General features: G+C 71.7%; 17 protein-coding genes and 2 tRNA genes. 15 read left to right on the forward strand and 4 right to left on the reverse strand.

The features are described from left to right. Positions 1–51: 51 nt before the first annotated feature. The 7 genes from ACRDSK_RS07545 to ACRDSK_RS07575 all read left to right on the forward strand — a co-directional run bounded on the left by ACRDSK_RS07545 (position 52) and on the right by ACRDSK_RS07575 (position 8,236). Positions 52–1,491, forward strand: a complete 1,440-nt coding sequence (locus ACRDSK_RS07545; RefSeq protein ID WP_431439230.1) for a trimethylamine methyltransferase family protein — start codon at positions 52–54, stop codon at positions 1,489–1,491. An 87-nt stretch (positions 1,492–1,578) separates the two neighbouring features. Further along, a complete protein-coding gene (locus ACRDSK_RS07550; protein WP_431439231.1) occupies positions 1,579–2,817 on the forward strand; it encodes a sarcosine oxidase subunit beta family protein in 1,239 nt (412 codons plus the stop codon). Between the two features lie 38 nt (positions 2,818–2,855). Continuing rightward, entirely contained in the window at positions 2,856–3,107 is a 252-nt protein-coding gene (locus ACRDSK_RS07555; RefSeq protein WP_431439232.1) for a sarcosine oxidase subunit delta, read from the forward strand. Next, the gene (locus tag ACRDSK_RS07560) at positions 3,104–5,734 is read left to right on the forward strand and encodes a 2Fe-2S iron-sulfur cluster-binding protein (RefSeq protein WP_431439233.1); all 2,631 of its coding nucleotides are present in this window, start codon (positions 3,104–3,106) and stop codon (positions 5,732–5,734) included. The genes ACRDSK_RS07555 and ACRDSK_RS07560 overlap by 4 nt, the downstream gene beginning before the upstream one ends. Beyond that, positions 5,724–6,248 carry a sarcosine oxidase subunit gamma gene (locus tag ACRDSK_RS07565; protein WP_431439234.1) on the forward strand — a complete coding sequence of 175 codons (525 nt, stop codon included), beginning with the start codon at positions 5,724–5,726 and terminating at the stop codon, positions 6,246–6,248. The genes ACRDSK_RS07560 and ACRDSK_RS07565 overlap by 11 nt, the downstream gene beginning before the upstream one ends. Continuing rightward, entirely contained in the window at positions 6,249–7,616 is a 1,368-nt protein-coding gene (locus ACRDSK_RS07570; protein WP_431439235.1) for an L-serine ammonia-lyase, read from the forward strand. It begins immediately after the preceding gene. Continuing rightward, positions 7,610–8,236: a maleylpyruvate isomerase N-terminal domain-containing protein gene (locus tag ACRDSK_RS07575; RefSeq protein WP_431439236.1), complete on the forward strand. Its 627-nt coding sequence runs from the start codon at positions 7,610–7,612 to the stop codon at positions 8,234–8,236. Before ACRDSK_RS07570 ends, ACRDSK_RS07575 begins: the two co-directional genes overlap by 7 nt. 5 nt (positions 8,237–8,241) lie before the next feature. Here the strand turns inward: ACRDSK_RS07575 and ACRDSK_RS07580 are convergent, their stop codons facing one another. Further along, entirely contained in the window at positions 8,242–9,483 is a 1,242-nt protein-coding gene (locus ACRDSK_RS07580) for an FAD-dependent oxidoreductase (RefSeq protein ID WP_431439237.1), read from the reverse strand. 97 nt (positions 9,484–9,580) lie between these two features. On the opposite strand from ACRDSK_RS07580, the gene gltX reads away from it, so the two are divergent. The 4 genes from gltX to ACRDSK_RS07600 all read left to right on the forward strand — a co-directional run bounded on the left by gltX (position 9,581) and on the right by ACRDSK_RS07600 (position 12,317). Continuing rightward, positions 9,581–11,065 (forward strand): glutamate--tRNA ligase, encoded by a 1,485-nt coding sequence (gltX, locus tag ACRDSK_RS07585; RefSeq protein WP_431439238.1) that lies wholly within the window; start codon positions 9,581–9,583, stop codon positions 11,063–11,065. A 143-nt stretch (positions 11,066–11,208) separates the two neighbouring features. Beyond that, positions 11,209–12,075, forward strand: a complete 867-nt coding sequence (locus tag ACRDSK_RS07590; protein ID WP_431439239.1) for an HAD family hydrolase — start codon at positions 11,209–11,211, stop codon at positions 12,073–12,075. Positions 12,076–12,112: 37 nt separating this feature from the next. After that, positions 12,113–12,184, forward strand: a tRNA-Gln gene (locus ACRDSK_RS07595). A 60-nt stretch (positions 12,185–12,244) separates the two neighbouring features. Next, positions 12,245–12,317 (forward strand) — tRNA-Glu (locus ACRDSK_RS07600). 69 nt (positions 12,318–12,386) lie between these two features. On the opposite strand, the gene ACRDSK_RS07605 is transcribed toward ACRDSK_RS07600, so the two are convergent. The 3 genes from ACRDSK_RS07605 to ACRDSK_RS07615 are packed head-to-tail and all read right to left on the reverse strand — an operon-like array spanning position 12,387 to position 16,778. Continuing rightward, complete coding sequence (locus ACRDSK_RS07605; RefSeq protein WP_431439240.1) at positions 12,387–14,018, reverse strand: MFS transporter; 1,632 nt, start codon at positions 14,016–14,018, stop codon at positions 12,387–12,389. Between the two features lie 28 nt (positions 14,019–14,046). After that, entirely contained in the window at positions 14,047–15,402 is a 1,356-nt protein-coding gene (locus ACRDSK_RS07610) for an extracellular solute-binding protein (RefSeq protein ID WP_431439241.1), read from the reverse strand. Further along, positions 15,402–16,778, reverse strand: a complete 1,377-nt coding sequence (locus ACRDSK_RS07615) for an FAD-dependent oxidoreductase (protein WP_431439242.1) — start codon at positions 16,776–16,778, stop codon at positions 15,402–15,404. The genes ACRDSK_RS07610 and ACRDSK_RS07615 overlap by 1 nt, the downstream gene beginning before the upstream one ends. 150 nt (positions 16,779–16,928) lie before the next feature. Here ACRDSK_RS07615 and ACRDSK_RS07620 point away from each other — a divergent pair, with 150 nt between their 5' ends. The 4 genes from ACRDSK_RS07620 to ACRDSK_RS07635 all read left to right on the forward strand — a co-directional run. After that, positions 16,929–18,089 (forward strand): epoxide hydrolase family protein, encoded by a 1,161-nt coding sequence (locus tag ACRDSK_RS07620; protein WP_431439243.1) that lies wholly within the window; start codon positions 16,929–16,931, stop codon positions 18,087–18,089. Positions 18,090–18,146: 57 nt separating this feature from the next. Then, a complete protein-coding gene (locus ACRDSK_RS07625; RefSeq protein WP_431439244.1) occupies positions 18,147–19,412 on the forward strand; it encodes an NAD(P)/FAD-dependent oxidoreductase in 1,266 nt (421 codons plus the stop codon). 195 nt (positions 19,413–19,607) lie between these two features. Next, a complete protein-coding gene (locus tag ACRDSK_RS07630) occupies positions 19,608–20,402 on the forward strand; it encodes a winged helix-turn-helix transcriptional regulator (protein ID WP_431439245.1) in 795 nt (264 codons plus the stop codon). Between the two features lie 124 nt (positions 20,403–20,526). Continuing rightward, positions 20,527–21,461, forward strand: a 935-nt coding sequence (locus tag ACRDSK_RS07635; protein ID WP_431439246.1) for a DUF6239 family natural product biosynthesis protein, incomplete at its 3' end; no start/stop codon positions are given.

Below are 21,461 nucleotides of genomic sequence, written 5' to 3' on the forward strand. Positions count from 1 at the left end.
AGCGTAGGATCCGGCGAGACCGGGCGTCAAGGAGTGCGTCGAGGGAGAGCGATGTTCCGCAACCAGTTGCCTCGCTACGAGATCCTGTCCGCGGACGCGATGGCGGTGCTCGACACCGGCTGGCGCCGGATCGTGTCCGAGATCGGGGTCGAGTTCCTGTCCGATCGGGCGCTGGAGCTGTTCCGCAAGGCCGGCCAGAAGGTCGAGGACAACAACGTCCGGTTCGATCCGGACTTCCTGCTCGAACAGGTGAAGCTGGCGCCGCGCGAGTTCGACGTGCAGGCCCGTAACCCCGCGAACAGCGTCCACATCGGCGGCGACGACATGGTCTTCGGCGGCGTGTACGGCCCGCCGTTCGTGCGCGAGGGCGAGGTGCGCCGGGACGGCTCGCTCGCCGACTTCGAGAACTTCGTCAAGCTCGCGCAGAGCTTCCCGATCCTGGACACCGCGGGCGGGATCATCTGCGAGCCGAACGACGCGCCGCTGGACTCCCGGCACCTCGACATGACCTACCGGCTGCAGACGCTGACCGACAAGTTCTACATGGGCAACGTGGTGTCCGCGGTGAACGCGGCCGACACGATCCGGATGACCGAGATCCTCTTCGGCGGCCGCGAGGCGATCGAGCGGACGCCGGCCACGATCTCGCTCATCAACTGCAACTCGCCGCTGCGCTGGGACGACCGGATGCTGGAGGCGCAGTTCGAGTACACCTCGGCGAACCAGCCGGTCGTGCTGACGCCGTTCCTGCTGATGGGCGCGATGTCCCCGGTGTCCATCCCGGCCACGCTGGCCCAGCAGATGGCCGAGGCGCTGTCCGGGATCGCGCTCTCGCAGCTGATCCGGCCGGGCGCGCCGGTGATCTTCGGCTCGTTCCTGTCCAACATCGACATGCAGTCCGGCTCGCCGCAGTTCGGCACGCCGGAGTCGGCGGTCGGCCTGCTGTGCACCGGTCAGATCGCCCGCCGGTTCGGGCTGCCGGTGCGCTCCGGCGGCGGGCTGACCTCCAGCCAGACGGCCGACGCGCAGGCGGCCTACGAGGGCCTGATGACGATGCTGCCGACGTTCCTCGCCGGCATCAACTGGGTCATGCACTCCGCGGGCTGGCTGGAGGGCGGACTGGTCTCGTCGTACGAGAAGTTCGTCCTCGACGTGCAGGTGCTGGAGATGCTGCAGCAGGAGTTCCGTCCACTCGAGATCACCGAGGAGTCGCTGGCGTTCGGCGCGCACGCCGAGGTCGGCCACGGCGGGCACTTCCTCGGCGCGGCGCACACGCTGGAGCGGTTCCGCACCTGCTTCTACCGCCCGTTCCTGTCCAGTTCGGACAACTACGAGCGGTGGGTCCGGGGCGGCGCGAAGGACGCGGCGGCCCGGGCCGGCGACGTCGCGAAGAAGAAGCTGGCCGAGTACGAGCGGCCGCCGCTGGACGACGCGATCCGTGAGGAGCTGGCCGAGTACGTCACCCGACGGCGCAAGGAACTGGGGGACTAGGCGTGAGCGGGAGCGACGGAGCGTTCGCCGTCTGGACTGACGCTCGCGCGCAGGCGCGCCAGCGCCGAGCACGGAGGAGGGAAGACGGTGAGTAGCGGAGGAGCGGAGCGAACCATCGATACAGCGCAGCATCCGGACTTCCTCTGGCGCAACCCCTCGCCGAAGTGGTCCTACGACGTGGTCATCGTCGGGGCCGGCGGGCACGGGCTGGCGACCGCGTACTACCTCGCCCGCAACCACGGCATCACCAACGTCGCCGTGCTGGAGAAGGGCTGGCTCGCCGGCGGGAACATGGCCCGCAACACGACGATCATCCGCTCCAACTACCTGTGGGACGAGAGCGCGGGCATCTACGAGCACGCGCTGAAGCTCTGGGAGGGCCTGTCCGAGGAGCTCGACTACGACATCCTGTTCAGCCAGCGCGGCGTGCTGAACCTCGCCCACACGCTCGGCGACGTCCGCGAGGGCATGCGCCGGGTGAACGCGAACCGGCTCAACGGCGTCGACGCGGAGTGGCTCGATCCCGGTCAGGTCAAGGAGTTCTGCCCGATCGTGAACACCTCGCCGGACGTGCGCCACCCGGTGCTCGGCGCGACGCTGCAGCCGCGCGGCGGGATCGCCAAGCACGACCACGTCGCGTGGGCGTTCGCCCGCGGCGCGGACCGGCTCGGCGTGGACCTCGTACAGGGCTGCGAGGTGACCGGGTTCGTCCGGGACGGCGACCGGGTGATCGGCGTCGAGACCGATCGCGGGCCGATCCGGGCGGGTGCGGTGGCGCTCGCGTCGGCGGGGCACTCGTCGATGCTGGCCTCGCTCGCGGGCATCCGGCTGCCGATCCAGAGCCATCCGCTGCAGGCGCTGGTGTCCGAGCTGCTGGAGCCCGTGCACCCGTGCGTGGTGATGTCCAACCACGTGCACGTGTACGTCAGCCAGGCGCACAAGGGCGAGCTGGTGATGGGCGCGGGCATCGACCCGTTCAACTCCTACGCCCAGCGCGGCTCGGTGCACGTGGTCGAGCACCAGCTCGCCGCCGCGCTGGAGCTGTTCCCGATCTTCGGGCACGCGCACGTGCTGCGGACCTGGGGCGGCATCGTCGACGTGTCGCCGGACGCCTCGCCGATCATCGGCTCGACGCCGCTGCGCGGGCTGTACGTCAACTGCGGCTGGGGGACCGGCGGGTTCAAGGCCACGCCGGCGGCCGGCTGGGTGTACGCGCACACGATCGCGACCGGCGAGCCGCACGAGCTGAACGAGCCGTTCGGGTTGGACCGGTTCACCACCGGCGCGCTGATCGACGAGCACGGCGCGGCCGCCGTGGCCCACTGAGACCGCCCACTGAGACCGCGCACTGAGGAGGGCCGTTAGTGCTGCTGATCCGTTGTCCCTGGTGCGGCAACCGGGACGAGGTCGAGTTCTCCTACGGTGGCGCCGCGGGCGTGGCCTACCCGGCCGATCCCGATGCGCTGTCCGACGCGCAGTGGGCCGAGTACGTGTTCGTCCGGGACAACCCGAAGGGGCCGTTCGCGGAGCGCTGGGTGCACACCAACGGGTGCCGGCGCTGGTTCGACGTCGTCCGGGACACCGCGACCCACGAGTTCCTCGGGGACGGCTCATGAGGCTTCCCGAGGGTGGCCGCATCGACCGGTCCGCGCCGCTGACCTTCACCGTGGACGGGGTGTCCTACTCGGGGTTCCAGGGCGACACGGTCGCGTCGGCGTTGCTGGCGAACGGGGTTCGCGAGGTCGGCCGCAGCGCGTACCGGGACCGGCCGCGCGGCATCGTCGACGCGGGGGTGGCCGAGCCCAACGCGCTGTTGCAGGTCGGTGCGGAGCCGATGCTGCCGGCCACGACCGTCGAGCTGTACGACGGGCTCGCGGCCGAGACGCTGTCCGGTCGCGGCCGGCTCGTCGAGCCGAACGGCGACCGCTACGACCACAAGCACGCGCACTGCGACGTGCTCGTTGCCGGCGCCGGCCCTGCGGGACTGGCGGCCGCGCTCGAGGTGGGACGCAACGGCGCGCGGGTGATCCTCGCCGACGAAGGGCCCGAGGTCGGCGGCTCCGCGCTGTCCACTCCGGACCGCTGGGCGTGGGTCGACGACGTGGCCGGCGAGCTGGCGGGGTTCGCGGAGACGCGCGTGCTGACCCGGGCCACGGTGTTCGGCTACTACGACCACAACTACCTGACGATCGCGCAGCGCCGGCCCGGCGGCGGCCGGCTGTGGCACGTGCGCGCCGGGCGAGTCGTGCTGGCGACCGGGGCGCACGAGCGGCCGCTGGTGTTCGCCGGCAACGACCGGCCGGGCGTCATGCTGGCGAGCGCGGTGCGTACCTACCTCAACCGGTACGCGGTCCGGCTGGGCACCCGCGCGGTCGTGTGCACCACCAACGACGGCGCCTACGCGACCGCGCTCGACCTCCTCGCGTCCGGAGTGGACGTGCTGGTCGCGGATGCCCGCCCGGAGTCGGCGCTCGCCGGCGCGGTGCGGGCGGCCGGCGGCGAGGTGCGGTTCGGCACCGTCGTGGTCGGCACCGAGGGCGACTCCTCGGTGACCGCCGCGCGGCTCGGCGCGCCGACCGGCGGTCCGGTCGAGACGGTCGACTGTGACCTGGTCGCGGTGTCCGGCGGCTGGAACCCGGTGGTGGCTCTGCACAGCCAGGCGCGTGGGACGCTGCGCTACGACGAGGCGCTGGCCGCGTTCGTCCCCGACCGCTCGCGCCAGGCAAACGTTTCCGTCGGCTCGGCGAACGGCGAGCTGGACCCGAACCAGCCACTGTGGACGGTCCAGTCGCCGGACGGCAGCTGGGATGACCACTTCGTCGACCTGCAGCGGGACGCGACCGTGGCCGACGTGCTGCGCGCGACCGGCGCCGGCATGCGCTCGGCCGAGCACGTCAAGCGCTACACGACCATCGGCACCGCGCACGACCAGGGCAAGACCGCCGGCGTGAACACGCTCGGCCTCATCGCCGAGGCGCTGGGTGCCGGCCCGCCCGGGCCCACCACCTTCCGGCCGCCGTACACGCCGGTGCCGTTCGCGATGTTCGCCGGCCGCGACCGCGGCGCGCTGCACGACCCCGCGCGGGTGACCGCGATCCACGACTGGCACGTCGCGCGCGGCGCGGAGTTCGAGAACGTGGGCCAGTGGCAGCGGCCGTGGTTCTACCCACGCGCCGGCGAGGACATGACGGCGGCCGTGCTGCGCGAGTGCGCGGCGGCGCGCACCGGCGTCGGCATGCAGGACGCGTCCACGCTCGGCAAGATCGAGATCGTCGGCCCGGACGCCGGCGAGTTCCTGAACCGCATGTACACCAACGCGTTCAAGAAGCTGACGGTCGGCGCGGCGCGCTACGGCCTGCTGTGCAAGGCGGACGGCATGGTGTTCGACGACGGCGTGGTGCTGCGCCTCGCCGAGGACCGCTTCCTGGCCACGACCACGACCGGCAACGCGGCCGCGGTGCTCGACTGGTTCGAGGAGTGGCTGCAGACCGAGTGGCCGGCCCTGCGCGTGCGGCTGACCTCGGTGACCGAGCAGTGGGCCACGATCGCGGTCGTCGGCCCGAAGTCCCGCGCGGTCATCGCGAAGCTGGCACCGGACGCGGTCGACCTGGAGTTCATGCGGTTCACCGACACCACGCTCACGAACGGCGTGCCGGCCCGGATCGCGCGGATCAGCTTCTCCGGCGAGCTGGCATTCGAGGTCAACGTGGCCACCTGGTACGGGCTCGCGGTGTGGGAGGCGGTGTACGCGGCGGGGTCCGAGCACGGCATCACCCCGTACGGCACCGAGACCATGCACGTGCTGCGCGCGGAGAAGGGCTACCCGATCGTCGGGCAGGACACCGACGGCACGGTCACCCCGATCGACCTGGGCATGGAGTGGATCGTGTCCAAGCGCAAGCAGTTCGTCGGCAGCCGGTCGCTGCGCCGGCCGGACACCGCGCGCCCGGACCGCAAGCACCTGGTCGGCCTGCTGCCGGTCGACCCCGACGCCCTCCTGCCCGAGGGCGCGCAGCTGGTCGCGCCGGACACGCCGCTCGACCCGCCGGTGCCGATGCTCGGCCACGTGACGTCCAGCTACCGCAGCGCGGCGCTCGGCCGCACGTTCGCGCTGGCGCTGGTGCGCAGCGGCCGGGACCGGCTCGGCCACGTGCTGCACGCGCCGCTGGGCGACCGGACGATCGCGGCGACCGTGGTGGAACCCGTGCTCTACGACCCGGAGGGAGCCCGCCGTGACGGTTGAGCCGCGCCTGGAACTTCGGCGGAGCCCACTCGCGGGCCGGTCGGACGTGCGGGAGATCCCGTTCCTCACGATGATCAACGTCCGCACCACCGCCGACACACTGCTCGGCGTCCCGCTGCCCGCGCCCAACCGGGTGGCGATGGCGGGGGAGCGGGCGATCCTCTGGCTGGGGCCGGACGAGTACCTCGCCGTGGCGCCGGCCGGCGACCGCGTGGCAGAACTCACGGCGGAGTCCGCGGAGTCCGTTGTCGACGTGTCGGCCAACCGCACGACGATCGAGCTGTCCGGCCCGCACGCCCGCGACCTGCTGGAGCACGGCATGTCGATCGACCTGCACCCGCGGGCGTTCGGACCCGGCCAGTGCGCGCAGACGCTGCTGGCCCGGGCGCAGGTGATCCTCCGGCAGGTCGACAGCCATCCCGACAGCACCGAGCCGACCTACCATGTGCTGGTACGGGGGTCGTTCGCGCCGTACCTCGCAGACTGGCTGGTAGACGCCTCCAAGGAGACTTAATTGCCCATCAGCGTGTTCGAGCTGTTCTCGATCGGCATCGGACCGTCCTCATCGCACACCGTCGGCCCGATGCGGGCCGCGCGGACGTTCGTGTCCGGCCTCGCCGAGGACGGCCTGCTGGCGAAGGTCACCTCGGTGCGGGCCGAGCTGTTCGGCTCGCTCGGCGCCACCGGGCACGGGCACGGCAGCCACCGCGCGGTGCTGCTCGGGCTCGCCGGCGAGGAGCCGGAGACCGTCGACACGGACGCCGTGGCCGACCGCGTCGACGAGATCCGCGCCACGAAACGGCTCGTGCTGCTGGGTACGCGCGAGATCGACTTCGACCCGGACGCCGACCTCGTGCTGCACCGGCGCAAGAGCCTGCCGGCTCACCCGAACGGCATGCGGTTCCGCGCCGCCGGCGACGGCGTCGAGCGGGAGCGGACGTACTACTCGGTCGGCGGCGGGTTCGTCGTCGACGAACAGGCCCAGGGCGCGGACCGCATCAAGGTCGACGACACCGAGGTGGCCTACCCGTTTCGCACCGGCGCGGAGCTGCTGGCGCACTGCCGGCGCACCGGGCTCCCGATCAGCGAGGTGATGCGGGCCAACGAGACCGCGTGGCGCACCGACGACGAGATCCGCGCCGGCCTGACCGGCATCTGGGACGTCATGCGGGAGTGCGTGCGGGCCGGCTACACGCAGGACGGCGTGCTGCCGGGCGGGCTGAAGGTGCGCCGCCGCGCCCGGGAGATGTACGAGCGGCTGTCGACCGACCCGTTCTCCACCGACCCGCTGCGCGTCATGGACTGGGTGAACCTCTTCGCGCTGGCGGTCAACGAGCAGAACGCGTCCGGCGGGCGGGTCGTCACCGCCCCGACCAACGGCGCGGCCGGCATCATCCCGTCGGTGCTGCACTACTACTGGCGGTTCGTGCCGGGCGCGTCGGCGGCCGGCGTGGTGCGCTTCCTGCTGACCGCGGGCGCGATCGGCGTGATCTACAAGGAGACCGCGTCGATCTCCGGCGCCGAGGTCGGCTGCCAGGGCGAGGTCGGCTCGGCCTGTTCGATGGCCGCCGGCGCGCTGTGCGAGGTGCTGGGCGGCACGCCCGAGCAGGTGGAGAACGCCGCCGAGATCGGCATGGAGCACAACCTCGGCCTGACCTGCGACCCGGTCGGCGGGCTGGTGCAGATCCCGTGTATCGAGCGCAACGCGATGGCGTCGGTGAAGGCCATCAACGCCGCGCGGATGGCGCTGCACGGCGACGGCAACCAGGTGGTGTCGCTGGACAAGGTCATCAAGACCATGCGCGAGACCGGCCGGGACATGAAGATCAAGTACAAGGAGACGGCTCGCGGCGGCCTGGCGGTCAACGTGATCGAATGCTGACCGCCGACGATCTCGACGGCGCCGTCCGGCTGTCCCTCGACACGCTCGGCAGGGCGGTCGACGCGGACTGGGACGTGCCCGCCGGCACGCTCGAATGGACCTGCTGGGAGACCGTCGAGCACCTCGCCGACGACCTGTTCGCCTACGCGATCCAGCTCGGTCCCCGCACGCCCTCGCTGGAGCGGGAGGTGCCGCTGCACTGGTGGGCCAGCCGGGAGGGCGGGCCGGCGAACGTCATCTTCGCCGACCGGACCGCCGGGCCGGCCGGGCTGCTGGAGGTCCTGGACGGCTGCGGCGCGCTGCTGGTCGCGATGGTCCGCACCGCGGCGCCGACGGTGCGTTCCCACCACGGCCACGGCGCCGCCGACCCGGTCGGCTTCGCCGCGATGGGCGTGGTGGAGATTCTGGTGCACACCCACGACATCGCCCTCGGGCTTGGCCTGGGCTGGAACCCGCCGGCGCAGCTGTGCGACAAGGTGCTGGCCCGGCTGTTCCCCGACGCCCCGGCCGACACCGACCGGTGGCAGACCCTGTTGTGGGCCACCGGTCGAGCCGAGCTGCCCGGCCGGCCGCGGCTCACGTCCTGGCGTTGGTACGGGGCCCCGGCCGGCGAGCGCTGACGCTCTCAGCGGCGGGCGAACTCGGGGGCGTGCTCCGGGCGGACGCCGTAGCCGATCGCGTACGCGGGAATCGCGCGCAGCTTCGGGAACCGCTCGACCAGGCGCATCGGCAGCGGCGGCTTCTCCAGGTTGACGACGTCGAAGTCGCCGTCCACCGCACGGCTGATCACCCGCGCGTGCAGGAACCGCTGCATGCCCTGCACCACCACGGTCGGCAGCCGGCGGCGGCGCTGCACCTTCGCGAGGTCGCCGGTGTTCAGCGTGCCCCGGCGCAGCGGCTCGGCCAGCAGCGTGGCCGCGGCGACCGCGTCCTGCACCGCCAGGTTGATGCCCACCCCGCCGACCGGCGACATGGCGTGTGCCGCGTCGCCGATGCACAGCAGGCCGTCGCGGTACCAGCGGTCCAGCCGGTCGAGCCGGACGTCCAGCAGCTTCACGTCGTCCCACGAGTCCAGCGAGTCGACCCGGTCGGCCAGCCACGGCGCCGCCGCGGCGATGCTCGCGACCATGTCGCGCACCGGGCCCTTGCGCTGCTCGGGGTCCGAGCCCTTCTTGATCAGCGTCGCGCTCTGCCAGTAAGACCCGCGGTCGAGCAGCACCGCGGCCCGGTGCTGGCTCACCACGCCCACCGCGCCGGACGGGTCGCCCTCCTTGCGTGGCAAGCGGAACCACCACACGTCCAGCGGCGTCGGCCAGTCCCGCACGGTCAGCGCCGCAACCTTGCGCAGCACCGAGGTGCGGCCGTCCGCGGCCACGGTCAGGTCGGCCAGGATGCGGCCCGACCCGCCCTCGCGGGTGCGGTACTCGGCTCCGGTGACTCGGCCGTCCTCGACGACGAGTCCGGTGGCCTCGGTGTTCATCCGCAGCGTGAACGTCGGCTCCTGCTTGGCCGCGCCGGCCAACAGGTCCAGCAGGTCCCACTGCGGCACCAGCGAGATGTACGGGTGCTTGTGCCGGCCGTTCAGCTGGGTGAAGTCCGCGAACTTCAGCGTGCCGTTGCGGTAGGGGACCTGTGCCTGTTGGAGCCGTCGCTGCGGCAGCTTCGCGAACTGCTCGCCCAGCCCCAGCTCGTCGAGCAGGTCCAGCGTCGACGGATGCACGGTGTCGCCGCGGAAGTCGCGCAGGAAGTCCGCGTGCTTCTCCAACACCGTCACCTCGATGCCGGCCCGTGCGAGCAGCAGGCCGAGCACCATGCCGGCCGGTCCGCCACCGGCGACGAGGCAGGTCGTCCGCTCGGTGTCCGTCATGTGAATCCCTCCAGGACCCTCGATTTCACCGGGTGTTGAATAACATCAGGATGCACCGGGCGGGGTGGCGAGTCAAGGCGGATACCCTGATCGGGCCATGAGTACTGCATCCGCCCCGGCCGACGTCCGGGCCCGCTTCTGCCCATCGCCGACGGGAACCCCGCACGTCGGGCTCGTCCGCACGATGCTGTTCAACTGGGCGTTCGCCCGGCACAACGGCGGCAAGCTCGTGTTCCGGATCGAGGACACCGACGCCTCGCGCGACTCCGAGGAGAGCTACGCCGCACTGCTCGACGCGCTGCGCTGGCTGCACCTGGACTGGGACGAGGGGCCGGAGGCCGGCGGGCCGGACGGGCCGTACCGGCAGAGCGAGCGCGGCGAGATCTACGCCGACGTCGCGCGCCGGCTGCTCGAGGCGGGCGAGCTGTACGAGTCCTTCTCCAGCAACGAGGAGGTCGAGGCACGGCGGCGCGCGGCCGGGCAGGACCCCAAGCTCGGCTACGACAACGCCGACCGGGACCTCACCGACGAGCGCAAGGCCGAGCTGCGCGCCGAGGGCCGCGAGCCGGTGCTGCGGCTGCGGATGCCGGACGAGGACATCACGTTCGACGACCTCGTCCGCGGCGAGGTCACGTTCAAGGTCGGCAGCGTGCCCGACCCGGTGCTCGTGCGAGCCAACGGCGCGCCGCTGTACACGCTGACCAACCCGGTCGACGACGCGCTGATGCGGATCACGCACGTGCTGCGCGGCGAGGACCTGCTGCCGTCCACGCCCCGGCAGATCGCGCTGTACGGCGCGCTGCGGCGGATCGGCGTCACCACGTTCACGCCGACCTTCGGGCACATGCCGCTGATCCGCGGCGAGGGCAACAAGAAGCTGTCCAAGCGGGACCCGGAGTCGAACCTGTTCCACTACCGGGACCGCGGCTTCCTGCCCGAGGGCCTGCTCAACTACCTCGCGCTGCTCGGGTGGGCGATCTCCGAGGACCGGGACATCTTCACCATGCCGGAGATGACCGAGGCGTTCGACATCTCCCGGGTGAGCTCGAACCCGGCCCGCTTCGACCTCAAGAAGGCCGAGGCGATCAACGGTGAGCACATTCGGCGACTGTCCGAAGCGGATTTCGTCGAGCGGGTCGTACCCTACCTGGTTTCCGCGAACGTCCTACCGGAAAACCCGTCGGACGAACAGATAAGCACGCTGACTGCGATCGCGCCGCTCGTCCGCGAGCGGGTGACCGTCCTTTCCGACGCCGTCGAGATGGTCAGGTTCCTGTTCGTCACGGAAGACGAGTTCGCGCCGGAGCCGGACGCGGCCGCCAAGACGCTCGGCGAGGCCGCCGATCCGGTACTCGACGCCAGCATCGCCGCGCTCGAGGGAGTCGCGGAGTGGGAGACGCCGGCGATCGAGGAGGCGCTGCGCGCGGCGTTGATCGACGGCCTGGGGCTCAAGCCACGCAAGGCGTTCGCACCGGTCAGGGTCGCCGCGACGGGCCGCACGGTGTCGCCGCCGCTGTACGAGTCGCTGGAGCTGCTGGGCCGCGAACGGTCACTTCGGCGGTTGCGTCATGCGAAAAGCTGAGAACGCCGTAACGCGGCACTGACAAAAAACGATATAGCCTTTTCGGCCGGCTGGTTTGGTTGCTGACTTAATCGTGTCAGTAGAGCGACTATCGCCTGGTTAGCCCATTTCGGTTCCCGCCGGTCAGGGCCTAGCCTCGCCTGATGACCTTTGGGCTCGTTCCCTTTCAGACACAAGCCCCCGCGGGGGTACGCCGGCCGCGCGCGGCCGCGGCCCGCGGGCTGGAAGGCGTGCACCGGCCCATCCCGATCCGTGCCGTCTGCCTCGACATCGACGACACGCTGATCGACTTCACCAGCACCGCTCGCGAGGCGCTCTTCGACCTCATCGGTCGCGACGACATGTGGTCGCGCTGGCAGCGCACCACCGACGAGCACGTGGCGCGCGTGGTGGCCGGCGAACTGGCGTACGAGGACATGCACGCCGAGCGCACGAAGGCGTTCTTCGCCGACCTGGGCGCGTTGCTCGACGACGACCTCGTCGCCGACCTGGAGCACCGCCGGTGCGCGCGGCTGCGCGACGCGTCGCGGCTGTTCGAGGACACGCTGCCGTGCCTGGACTGGCTGTGCGCCGCGGGAGTTCGGCTCGCCGCGGTGACCAACGCGTCGGGCGGCCACCAGCGCGCCAAGCTCGACCGGCTGGGCATCGGCCGCTTCTTCGACACGGTGATCATCGCCGGCGAGCTCGGCGCCGCCAAACCCGATCCGGTGATCTTCCACACGGCGTGTGCCCGGCTCGACGTGCCGGCCGAGGCCACCTTGCACGTGGGCGACCTGCTCGAGGCGGACGCCCTCGGCGCCCGGGACGCCGGCCTGCACGGTGTGTGGTTGGACCGTGCGCTCACGGCTTGTCACGAAGTGCGCACGGACGCCGGGGTCCATGTGATCGAGAGCCTCGCCGACCTGCCCGAGTTGCTGGTGACCGAGTACCGGACCCCGGACCTGTCGGCAGCTCCCGCCCCGATTTCCGGAGTCGACGGCCTGTGGTCTAACATCTCTTCCCGGCACTAGGGGCGGTGAGCCGCGGCCACAAGATCCTCTGTGCTGGTGGGGTATGGTGTAATTGGCAGCACGACTGATTCTGGTTCAGTTAGTCTAGGTTCGAGTCCTGGTACCCCAGCAGGGAAGAACGAAGTCGACACTGATAGCGTTCTCCCTGATCGACCAAGTCGATCGCCGCGGCCCCGTCGTCTAGCGGCCTAGGACGCCGCCCTCTCAAGGCGGTAGCGCGGGTTCAAATCCCGTCGGGGCTACTTTTTATCGCGGTGGCATCAAAGCGAGATTGATGCCACCGCGATTTTTTTATCGCTAGTCGACAGAAGTCAGGCCGCCCGCTCGGTGGCGTCCGCCGCCGGAGCGGGCTGGGCGTCCCCGTGGGTGTCCTCGTGGCCATGCCCGTCCTCGTGGTCGTCCTCGTGGTCGTCGCCGTGCCCGTGGCCGTGGCCCACCGGGCCCTCGTGGCGCAGGGCGCGACCGGCCAGGATCGCCAGGCCAAGGAACAGCACCGCGCTGACCGCCGCCACCGCGCTCAGCCCGCCGGTGAACGCCTCCCGCGCGGAGGCCAACAGCTCGCCGGCGGCCGGCTGGGACAGCTGACCGGCCACCGCGGCCGCGCCGGACACGCTCTCCTGCGCCGTGGCCGCCAGCTCGCCCGACACCGCCGTCGGCACCTCGACCTGTGCCGTGTAGACCGCCGTGCCGATGCTGCCGAGCGCGGCCACGCCGAACGCGACGCCGAACTCGCCGCCGGTGCCCACAAGCGCGCCCGCCGACCCGGCCTTCTCCGGCGGCGCGGCACCGATCGCGAGCTGGTTGACCACCGCGCCGACCGGGCCGACGCCGAAGTACACGACGCTGAGCCCGACCATCAGCACCGCGAGCCCGGCACCGGTGCCGACCTGGGTGAGCACGAGCTGCCCCAGCACCGCGATCCCCATGCCGGCCGCGAGCACGTAGCCCGGCCGGAAGGTCCGCGTCGCCTTCGGCGTCAGGGTGATCGCGAGCACGAGCGCCAGCGCCGGGATCACCAGCCACAGCCCGGCCTCCAGCGGCGTGAGGCCCTCGCCGACCTGGAGGAACAGGTTGGCCAGCAGGCCGGTCCCGCTCTGCAGGACCGCCACGAGCAGGCCGATCAGCACCGCCGCCCGGAACGTCGGGTTGGCGAACAGCCGAACGTCCAGCAGCGGGCTGGCGAGCGTCTTCTGCCGGCGCACGAACGCCACGCCGAACCCGACGCCGACCACGATCGCCAGCACCGACGACGCCGCCCAGCCGGTGCGCGCCAGCTCCTTGAGCCCGTAGATCACCGGCAGCGCGGCCGCCAGCGACAGCACGACGCTCACCAGGTCGAGCCGCCCCGACTCCGGCGAGCGGAACTCGGGCAGCAGCTTCGGCGCGGTCGCCAGCAGCACCGCCATCACCGGGAGCGCCAGCAGGAACACCGAGCCCCACCAGGCCGTGGCGAGCATCGCGCCGCCGACGACCGGACCGAGCGCGATACCGGCCATGAACGCGGCGGTCCAGGCGGCCATCGCCGTGCCGAACTGTTTGGGGTCGGTGAACATGTGCGCGACCAGCGAGAGCGTCGAGGGCAGCAGCGTCGCGCCCGCGATGCCCATCAGCGCGCGCGCCACGATCAGCAGCTCGGCGCTCGGCGCGTACGCGGCGAACACGGACGCCATCGCGAAGAGGGTGCCGCCGATGAGCAGCAGCCGCCGCCGGCCGACCCGGTCGCCGAGGTTGCCCATGGTGACCAGGAAGCCGGCGGTCATGAACCCGTAGACGTCGGTGATCCACAGCTGCTGGGTGCTGTTCGCCCCGAGGTCCGCGCTCAGGTGCGGCAGGGCGAGGAACAGCACGCTGATGTCGAGCGACAGCAACATCGTCGGCAGGGCGAGGACCGCGAGCCCCAGCCATTCCCGGCGACCCGCCTTGGATGCGTGGTCGGTAGTCACGTCAGGGTCCTTTCTCGATCGGGTGCGCTCAGCCGACGTCGAGCCGGGGCGGGGTGCGCCGGCGTGGCCCGTGGCAGTGCGCGTTGTAGTCGTCCAGCAGGCGTTGCCCCTCGGCGTTCGCCGCGGCGAACCGCTCGGCCGGGTCGGCGTCGCGCTCCAGCACGTCCGCCATCGCCTGGGTGAGCAGGTCCTGGATCGCCGCGAGGTCACCGAGCACCGGGCCGAGCGCCGCGGGCGACCGGTCCGACGCCGCGAGCTGACCGGTCGCGGCGGCCAGCTGCGGGGTGGCGTCGAACCAGCCCTCGCCGGCCAGCAGGTCGTAGGCCGCCCCGGTCGCCGGCACGAACCCGGTGCCGCGGTGCCAGGCCGCCGCCGTGTCCGGCGCCAGCAGGTGGGACAGGAACGCGAGCGCGGTGTCCTGAGTGGACTCGTCGAGCCCGCGCGCCAGCCACAGGGACTGTCCGGACACGACGTTGCCGGCGTAGGGGACCTCGCCGTTGTGCGGCAGCCGGCTCGCGCCGACCTCGAACCCGGCCTCGCGGCCCGCCGCCACGATCATCCCGGTCTGCACCGAGGAGGCGACGGTGAACGCGACCCGCCCGGACACGAACGCATCGAATGCGCCGGCCCAGTCGGCCTGCGCGCCGGTGTAGAGGTAGTGGCCGGCCCGGTGCAGCCGGCGCCACCACTCGACATAGGCCAGGAGCTCCGGCGAGCACAGGTCGACCCGTCGCGGCCGGCCGGTCCGCCCGTTGTCGTGGTCGGCGAGCAGTCCGCCCTGCTCGGCGACGGCCTGCTGGAAGAGCCACCCGTGCACCGGCCAGACGGCGCCGCGCTCGGGGCCGCGCTCGTGTCCGCTGCCCAGCTCCGCGAGCGCCCGGCACGCCGTCTCCAGCTCGGCCCAGGTGCACGGCGGCTCGGTGATCCCGGTGCGCCGCAACAGGGTCAGGTTCGTGTACAGCAGCGGCGTGGTGATGGTGACCGGTGCCGACCGCAGCTCGCCGTCGACGACGTACGTGTCGCGCGCGGTCGGCAGGATCTCCGCCAGGCGCACCGGCTCGCCGAGGATCTCGCTCCGCCCGGCCACCGCCCGCTCGACCGAGGTGAACAGCGGCTCGCCGTCCTCGGCGATCGTGTCCAGCGCGAGCTGGGTGGCGCTGGTGTAGTACTCGGCGACGTCCGGCGGGTTGCCGCGCGCCACGGCGTCGGCCACGTCCGCCGGCAGCTTGCGGAAGTCGTGGCCCTCGACCACGATCCGCCGCCCGGGGTGGGTGGCGTTGAACGAGTCCGCGGCCTCCTTCAGCGGGTCGAGGAAGCCGGGGAAGAACGGATGGTCGGCCAGCCAGACGGTGACCACGACCTCGTCACCACGAGAGTCGGGCATCACGCGGCCCGACCGAGCGAGCCCTGGTCGTCCACGATGGACTGTCCGGCCGCGACCCGCTTCGCGCCGCGCAGCACCCGCAGCACCACGCTCGGGCGCATCAGCGCGGGCATGGGGTCGACGAGCCCGGCCACCCGGAAGAACGCCTCGGTGACGACCGGGTCGATCGTCGCCGCGGCGTGCAGCTTGGCCATGAACGCGTTGCCCATCCGCACCTTCAGCGTGCGCGGGCCTTCCACGCCCGGGAAGCCCAGGTCGCCGCCGGCGGAGATCTCCCACGGCGAGTCGATGATCGGCGAGATCGCCCGGAAGAACGCGAGCGGCCGCGGGTCACCGTCACGCAGGTGGTCGCGCAGCGCGTACGCCTCCAGCGCGGCGACGGTCATGCCCTGACCGTAGACAGGGTTGAAGCTGCACACGCCGTCGCCGATCACCAGCAGCGCCTCGGGGAAGCGGGTGAGCTTCTCGTAGCGGCGGCGCACGCTCGCCGGGTAGCGGAAGGTCACCGGGTCGTCCAGCGGCTCCGCGGTGCGCACCGCCTCGTAGATCTCCGGCGCGGCAAGGGTCTTCACGAACGCGAGGAAGCCGTCCGGGTCGGTCGGCGGGTGGTCGCCGAGGATGCCGGTCAGCGACAGCTGCGAGCTGCCGTCGGCGAGCTTGGGGAAGAAGGCGCCGCGCGGGTTGGCCGGCGAGGCCACCGGGTTGATCGACAGGTCGGTGCCGTACGGGTCGCTGTCGAGCCGGTAGTGCCGCGTGGTGTAGGCGAGGTCGACCTTGATCCGCTCCTCGGCGGGCCGGGCGTAGCCCAGCTCCTCCAGCCAGACCGTGGCGCGCGAGCCGCGCCCGGTCGCGTCGACCACCAGGTCCGCCTCGATCAGCTCCGCCGCGCTTCCCTCGGCGGCCGCCTGCACGGTGGCGCCGACGACCCGGCTCCTGTCCGGTGTGGACTCGATGCCGCGGATCGCGTGCTCCTCCAGGAACCGGACGTTGGGCAGCGCCGAGACCCTGGCCCGCACGTGCGCCTCCAGCACTGGACGGGTGGCCGACACGCTGGTGAGCCCGGTCTTGGCCGGCGCGAGGCGGCGGCCGTTGAAATACCAGCGCAGGTTCCCGGCCAGGTCGCCGGCCGGGATGCCGCTGTCGACCAGCTCGCGCTCCAGCCCGGGGAACAGTTCCTCGAGGATCTGCTGGCCGCGGGCGAGCAGTGCGTGCGCGTGCCGGCCGTGCGGCACGCCGCGCCTCGGCTCCCGCACCCCGGCGAGCGCGTCGCGGTCCACCACGACGACCTCGGCGTAGGACTCGGACAGCACCCGCGCGGTCAGGAGGCCGGCCATGCCGCCGCCGAGCACGAGCGCACGATTCCGTACGTTCCCCATTTCCGGAAACCTCCTCGGACTCCACGCGGATTCGCCGAAGATTCCCACGGCCGGCTCGCGAGTCGCATCTTCTGGAATGTGCGACATCTCCGCACAGGTGGCGCAACCGGAGAGATGCGCAGAGGCGGCATCGGGCAGCACCGTCATGGCATGGAGCCTTATCGCATCGAGATCCCGCAGGCCGATCTTGACGATCTGCGTCGACGGCTCGCCGACACCCGCTGGCCCACCGAGCTGCCCGACACCGGCTGGGATCGCGGTGTGCCGCTGGGCTACCTGGCCGAGCTGGCGGAGTACTGGCGCACCGAGTTCGACTGGCGCGCCGCGGAGGCGCGGCTGAACGCCCATCCCCAGTTCACCACCGAGATCGACGGTGCGACCGTCCACTTCCTACACGTCCGCTCGCCCGAGCCGGACGCGACGCCGCTGCTGGTCACGCACGGGTGGCCCGGGGCGGTCGCGGAGTTCCTGGACGTGATCGGCCCGCTGGCCGACCCCCGCGCGCACGGCGGCGACCCGGCCGACGCCTTCCACCTGGTCATCCCGTCGATCCCCGGGTTCGGCTTCTCCGGCCCGCACGGGCAGGCCGGCTGGAGCACCGCGAAGGTGGCCACCGCGTGGGCCGAGCTGATGAGCCGGCTCGGCTACGACCGCTACGTCGCCCAGGGCGGCGACGCCGGCTCGGTCATCTCGCTCGCGCTCGGCCGCACCGATCCCGAGCACCTGCTCGGCGTGCACGTCAACATGCTGATGACCTTCCCGTCCGGCGACCCCGAGGAGCTCGCCGGCCTCCCCGAGTCCGACCTCGCCCGGCTCGGCCGGCTGCAGCGGTTCGACACCGAGCTCTCGGCGTACATGAAGCTCCAGTCCACCCGCCCGCAGACGCTCGCCTACGCGCTGACCGACTCGCCGGTGGGTCAGCTGGCCTGGGTCGTGGAGAAGTTCCGCGAGTGGACCGACTCGGACAAGGTGCCCGAGGACGCGATCGCCCGCGACCTGATCCTCACGATCGTCTCGATCTACTGGCTGACCGGTACCGCGGGATCGTCGGCACAGCTGTACTTCGAGGACGCCGAAGGACTGCGCCAGATCAGCGGCGCGGGCGGCGCGGCGCCGCCGCCGGTGACCGTGCCGGTCGGTGTCGCGGTGTTCCCGCACGACATCCTGCTGCCGATCCGCCGGCTCGCCGACCGCGACCTGCCGACGATCACGCACTGGACCGAGTTCGAGCACGGCGGGCACTTCGCCGCGATGGAGCAGCCGGCGTCGCTGGTCGCCGACATCCGGGCGTTCGTCCGCTCGCTCCCGTGACGAATCGAGCGACCCCGAACGAGAAACCAAACCGCACGCGCGGAACGGAGGACAACAGTGATCAACTCTACTGACGATTTCGACGTCGTCGTGATCGGCGGTGGACCGGGTGGATCGGCCACGGCCGGGCTGCTCGCCCAGCGGGGCCACCGAGTGCTCGTCCTGGAGAAGGAGAAGTTCCCGCGCTACCACATCGGTGAGTCGTTGATCACCGGCTCGATGCCCACGCTCGAGGCCCTGGACCTGCGCGAGCGGCTGGACGACATGGGCTTCATGAAGAAGTACGGCGGCACCCTGCTGTGGGGCCGCAACCAGGGCACCTGGGACTTCCGGTTCAAGGAGGCCTCCGACTACGAGTACGCCTACCAGGTGCGCCGCGCGGACTTCGACGCGCTGGTGATGACCAGGGCGCGCGAGCTCGGCGCATTCGTCATCGAGGAGGCCACGGTCAAGGAGCCGATCTACGACGGCGACCGGATCGTCGGGGTCACCTACCTGCGCAAGGGCGACAAGGAGACCAGGACGGCGAACTGCCGGCTGCTGGTCGACGCCTCGGGTCAGTCCCACCTGCTCGCCAAGCGCTACGACCTCGTCGAGTACCACGACGACCTGCGCAACATCGCCGTGTGGACCTACTGGCAGGGCTGCCAGCGCTACGGCGGCACTCGCGCCGGCGACACGGTGACCGAGAACCGTCCGGCCGGCTGGTTCTGGTACATCCCGCTGTCCGACGGCACGGTCAGCGTCGGGTACGTGACGCCGATCGACGAGTACAAGAAGTCCGGCAAGACGCTCGAGGAGCTCTACCACTCGGAGCTGAGCCAGTCCGAGGAGGTGCGCGCGCTCACCACCGGTGCCTTCCAGGCCAGCGCCTTCCGCACCATCAAGGACTGGTCCTACACCTGCACCCGGTTCGTCGGCCCCGGCTGGGCACTGGTCGGCGACGCGGCGGCGTTCATCGACCCGCTGCTGTCCACCGGCGTCGGGCTGGCGATGCGCGGCGCGAAGGGTCTCGCGGAGACGGTCGACGCGATCCTGGCGGCGCCGGAGACCGAGGAGCGGATGCTCGAGCTGTACGAGCAGGACTACCGCGACTTCCTGTACTCGCTGCTGGACTTCGTCCGCTTCTTCTACGACCGGACCAAGAACAAGGAGGAGTACTGGGAGAAGGCCCAGGACACGCTCGACCCGGACCGGCTGCGGCCGAAGAAGATCGACTTCGCCACCATGCTGTCCGGGGTGTCCGGCATCCACGAGATCTTCCACAACCCGGACGTGAAGCCGATGGACCGGGTCCGCGACGCCGAGGCGGACGCCGCCTGATCCCGCGCCACCACGACGGCCGGTCCACCGTGCGGTGGACCGGCCGGTCGTCGCTGGGCCAGACGATCCACAATGGACAGTAGTGACGAAGCTCGCAACCGAGGAGATGCGTCTCGTGCCGGTCGGGTCGGACTATAGGACCACCAGGAAACGCACTGCGACCGCATGGCCGCCGAGAAGAATGGACGCTGGGCGATGACCGAATCCAGTTGGAAAGTGGTCATGGACCGCGACGGCCTGACCATTTCCGGAGACAGGTTCAAGCTCACCACGAGCGGTGCGGAGCCGACCCAGCTCGAGGCGGTCGTCTCCGAGCTGCAGTCGGTCACGCGGGCCACCTACGGGCAGTACTGCGGGCTGTCCCGGGCGGCGGAGATGGTCGGTGAGCGTTGGGGGCTGCTGATCATCCGCGATCTGCTCGTGAGCCCGAAGACGGTGGCGGAGCTGCACAACGGCCTGCCCCGGATCTCCGAGAAGCTGCTGACCACGCGGCTGAAGGAGATGGAGTACAGCGGCGTGATTTGCCGCCGCGACCCGGTGGACGGCGACCACGTCGTCTACGAGCTGACCGAGTACGGGCGGGCGCTGGAGGAGGCGCTGCTGGCGCTGGGCCGGTGGGGGGCGATCTCGCTGGCCACGCCGCGGCCGGAGGACATCGTCACGGCGGACTCGCTGATCGTGGCGATCCGCGCCTCGTTCCTGCCGCAGGCGGCGCGCGGCGTGCACCTGACCTTCGTGCTGAACCTCGGCGACATCGTGCTGCACGCCAAGATCGACGACGGCGCGGTCGAGGTCGGCAGCGGCGCGCTGGCCGACGCCGACGCGGTGATCAACCCGGGCGCGCAGCTCAAGGCATTGCTCACCGGGGAGATCAGCGCCGAGGAGGCCCTCGCTAGCCGGCAGGTCTCGGTGTCCGGCGACCCGGCGATGCTCAACCGGTTCGTGGAGCTGTTCCAGCTGCCGCGGCTGAAGGCACCCGTGCCCGCGTAGCCAGTCGACACCCGAGCGGCCGCATCCCAACCTGCCCCGAAATCGGCAAGGTCGAAGATGCGGCCGTTCGTCGTATTCTCTTGACTGGCGCACGAGGTTCCGCGATCTAGCCAGGGGAGCGATCATGGTGGCGGTGCTGAGTGTGGGCGGCGGCCACGACCACGTGCTGACCGTCGGGTTCAGCATCGGCCCGACCCTGTTGCGCGTCGTCCTCCTCGCCGCCGTGCCCCTGGTGGCCGGTTTCGTGCTGCTGCGGGGGTTCCTCGCCGAGCCGGACCGGCGGACCACCGCGGCCGTGGTCGGCGTCGCCGGCGCCGCCGCGGTCATCGAGCTGCTGGTTTCCGGCGGGTTGCGGCTGCCGGCGCAGGTCGTGCCCCTGCTGCTGGCCGGCCTCGCCGTGCCGATGTACGTGCTGCTCTCGCGTGACCCCCGCTTCGCACCGCTCGTCGAGATACTCCGCCGGGTCGCGCCGTGGTTGTTCGCCGCCTGCGCCTGCCTGGCGCTCGTGGAGTTCGCCCGGGCCTGGCTGAGCGCCGGACCCGACGGTGCGCTGCCCGGCCTGCACACCGGGGTCGTGCTCGCCCTGGTTGGGTTGGCGTGGTTCGCCGTGGCCCGGCCAAGAGCGCGGGCGACGACCGTCGGCGTCCGGGTCGCGGCGTCGGTGGTGGCCCTCGCGCTGACCGCCGGCACCGCGCACGCCGTCGTCCTGCGCCCCGCGGACCCGGTGCCGGGCGTACCCACCGCGGCGCGGATCGCGCTGGGCGACGAGCTCGTCGACGTGGTCGTCGTGCCGAACCGGCCCGGCTGGAACCTCGTGCACGTCGCGGCCGACGGCGCCGAGGTGGGCACCAGCGCCGACGAGCTCACCCCGGCCCGCCCGCGGCCCGGCACGTCCGGCGGCTGGGCGGCGGTCGAGCTGCCCGAGGGACCCGGCGACGTCTGGGTCCGCGCCGGCGGCGAGCCGGCGCGGCTGTCCACCGACACCGGCACGGGCGGTGCCGCGCCCGCCGGGTTGACCGGGCCCGACGGCCCGGAGTGCGCCGGCGCGCTGCTCGGCGC

It is taken from the genome of Actinophytocola sp. (assembly GCF_050699915.1).
In the GTDB taxonomy this organism is placed as follows: Bacteria; Actinomycetota; Actinomycetes; order Mycobacteriales; family Pseudonocardiaceae; genus Actinophytocola.

What these genes read in the sequence shown, in the direction of transcription:
- ACRDSK_RS07575 (WP_431439236.1), top strand. Translation starts at nt 7,610, where the DNA reads ATGCTGACCGCCGACGATCTCGACGGCGCCGTCCGGCTGTCCCTCGAC.
- ACRDSK_RS07615 (WP_431439242.1), bottom strand. Translation starts at nt 16,778, where the DNA reads ATGGGGAACGTACGGAATCGTGCGCTCGTGCTCGGCGGCGGCATGGCC.
- ACRDSK_RS07590 (WP_431439239.1), top strand. Translation starts at nt 11,209, where the DNA reads ATGACCTTTGGGCTCGTTCCCTTTCAGACACAAGCCCCCGCGGGGGTA.
- gltX (WP_431439238.1), top strand. Translation starts at nt 9,581, where the DNA reads ATGAGTACTGCATCCGCCCCGGCCGACGTCCGGGCCCGCTTCTGCCCA.
- ACRDSK_RS07610 (WP_431439241.1), bottom strand. Translation starts at nt 15,402, where the DNA reads ATGCCCGACTCTCGTGGTGACGAGGTCGTGGTCACCGTCTGGCTGGCC.
- ACRDSK_RS07630 (WP_431439245.1), top strand. Translation starts at nt 19,608, where the DNA reads ATGACCGAATCCAGTTGGAAAGTGGTCATGGACCGCGACGGCCTGACC.
- ACRDSK_RS07560 (WP_431439233.1), top strand. Translation starts at nt 3,104, where the DNA reads ATGAGGCTTCCCGAGGGTGGCCGCATCGACCGGTCCGCGCCGCTGACC.
- ACRDSK_RS07545 (WP_431439230.1), top strand. Translation starts at nt 52, where the DNA reads ATGTTCCGCAACCAGTTGCCTCGCTACGAGATCCTGTCCGCGGACGCG.
- ACRDSK_RS07580 (WP_431439237.1), bottom strand. Translation starts at nt 9,483, where the DNA reads ATGACGGACACCGAGCGGACGACCTGCCTCGTCGCCGGTGGCGGACCG.
- ACRDSK_RS07620 (WP_431439243.1), top strand. Translation starts at nt 16,929, where the DNA reads ATGGAGCCTTATCGCATCGAGATCCCGCAGGCCGATCTTGACGATCTG.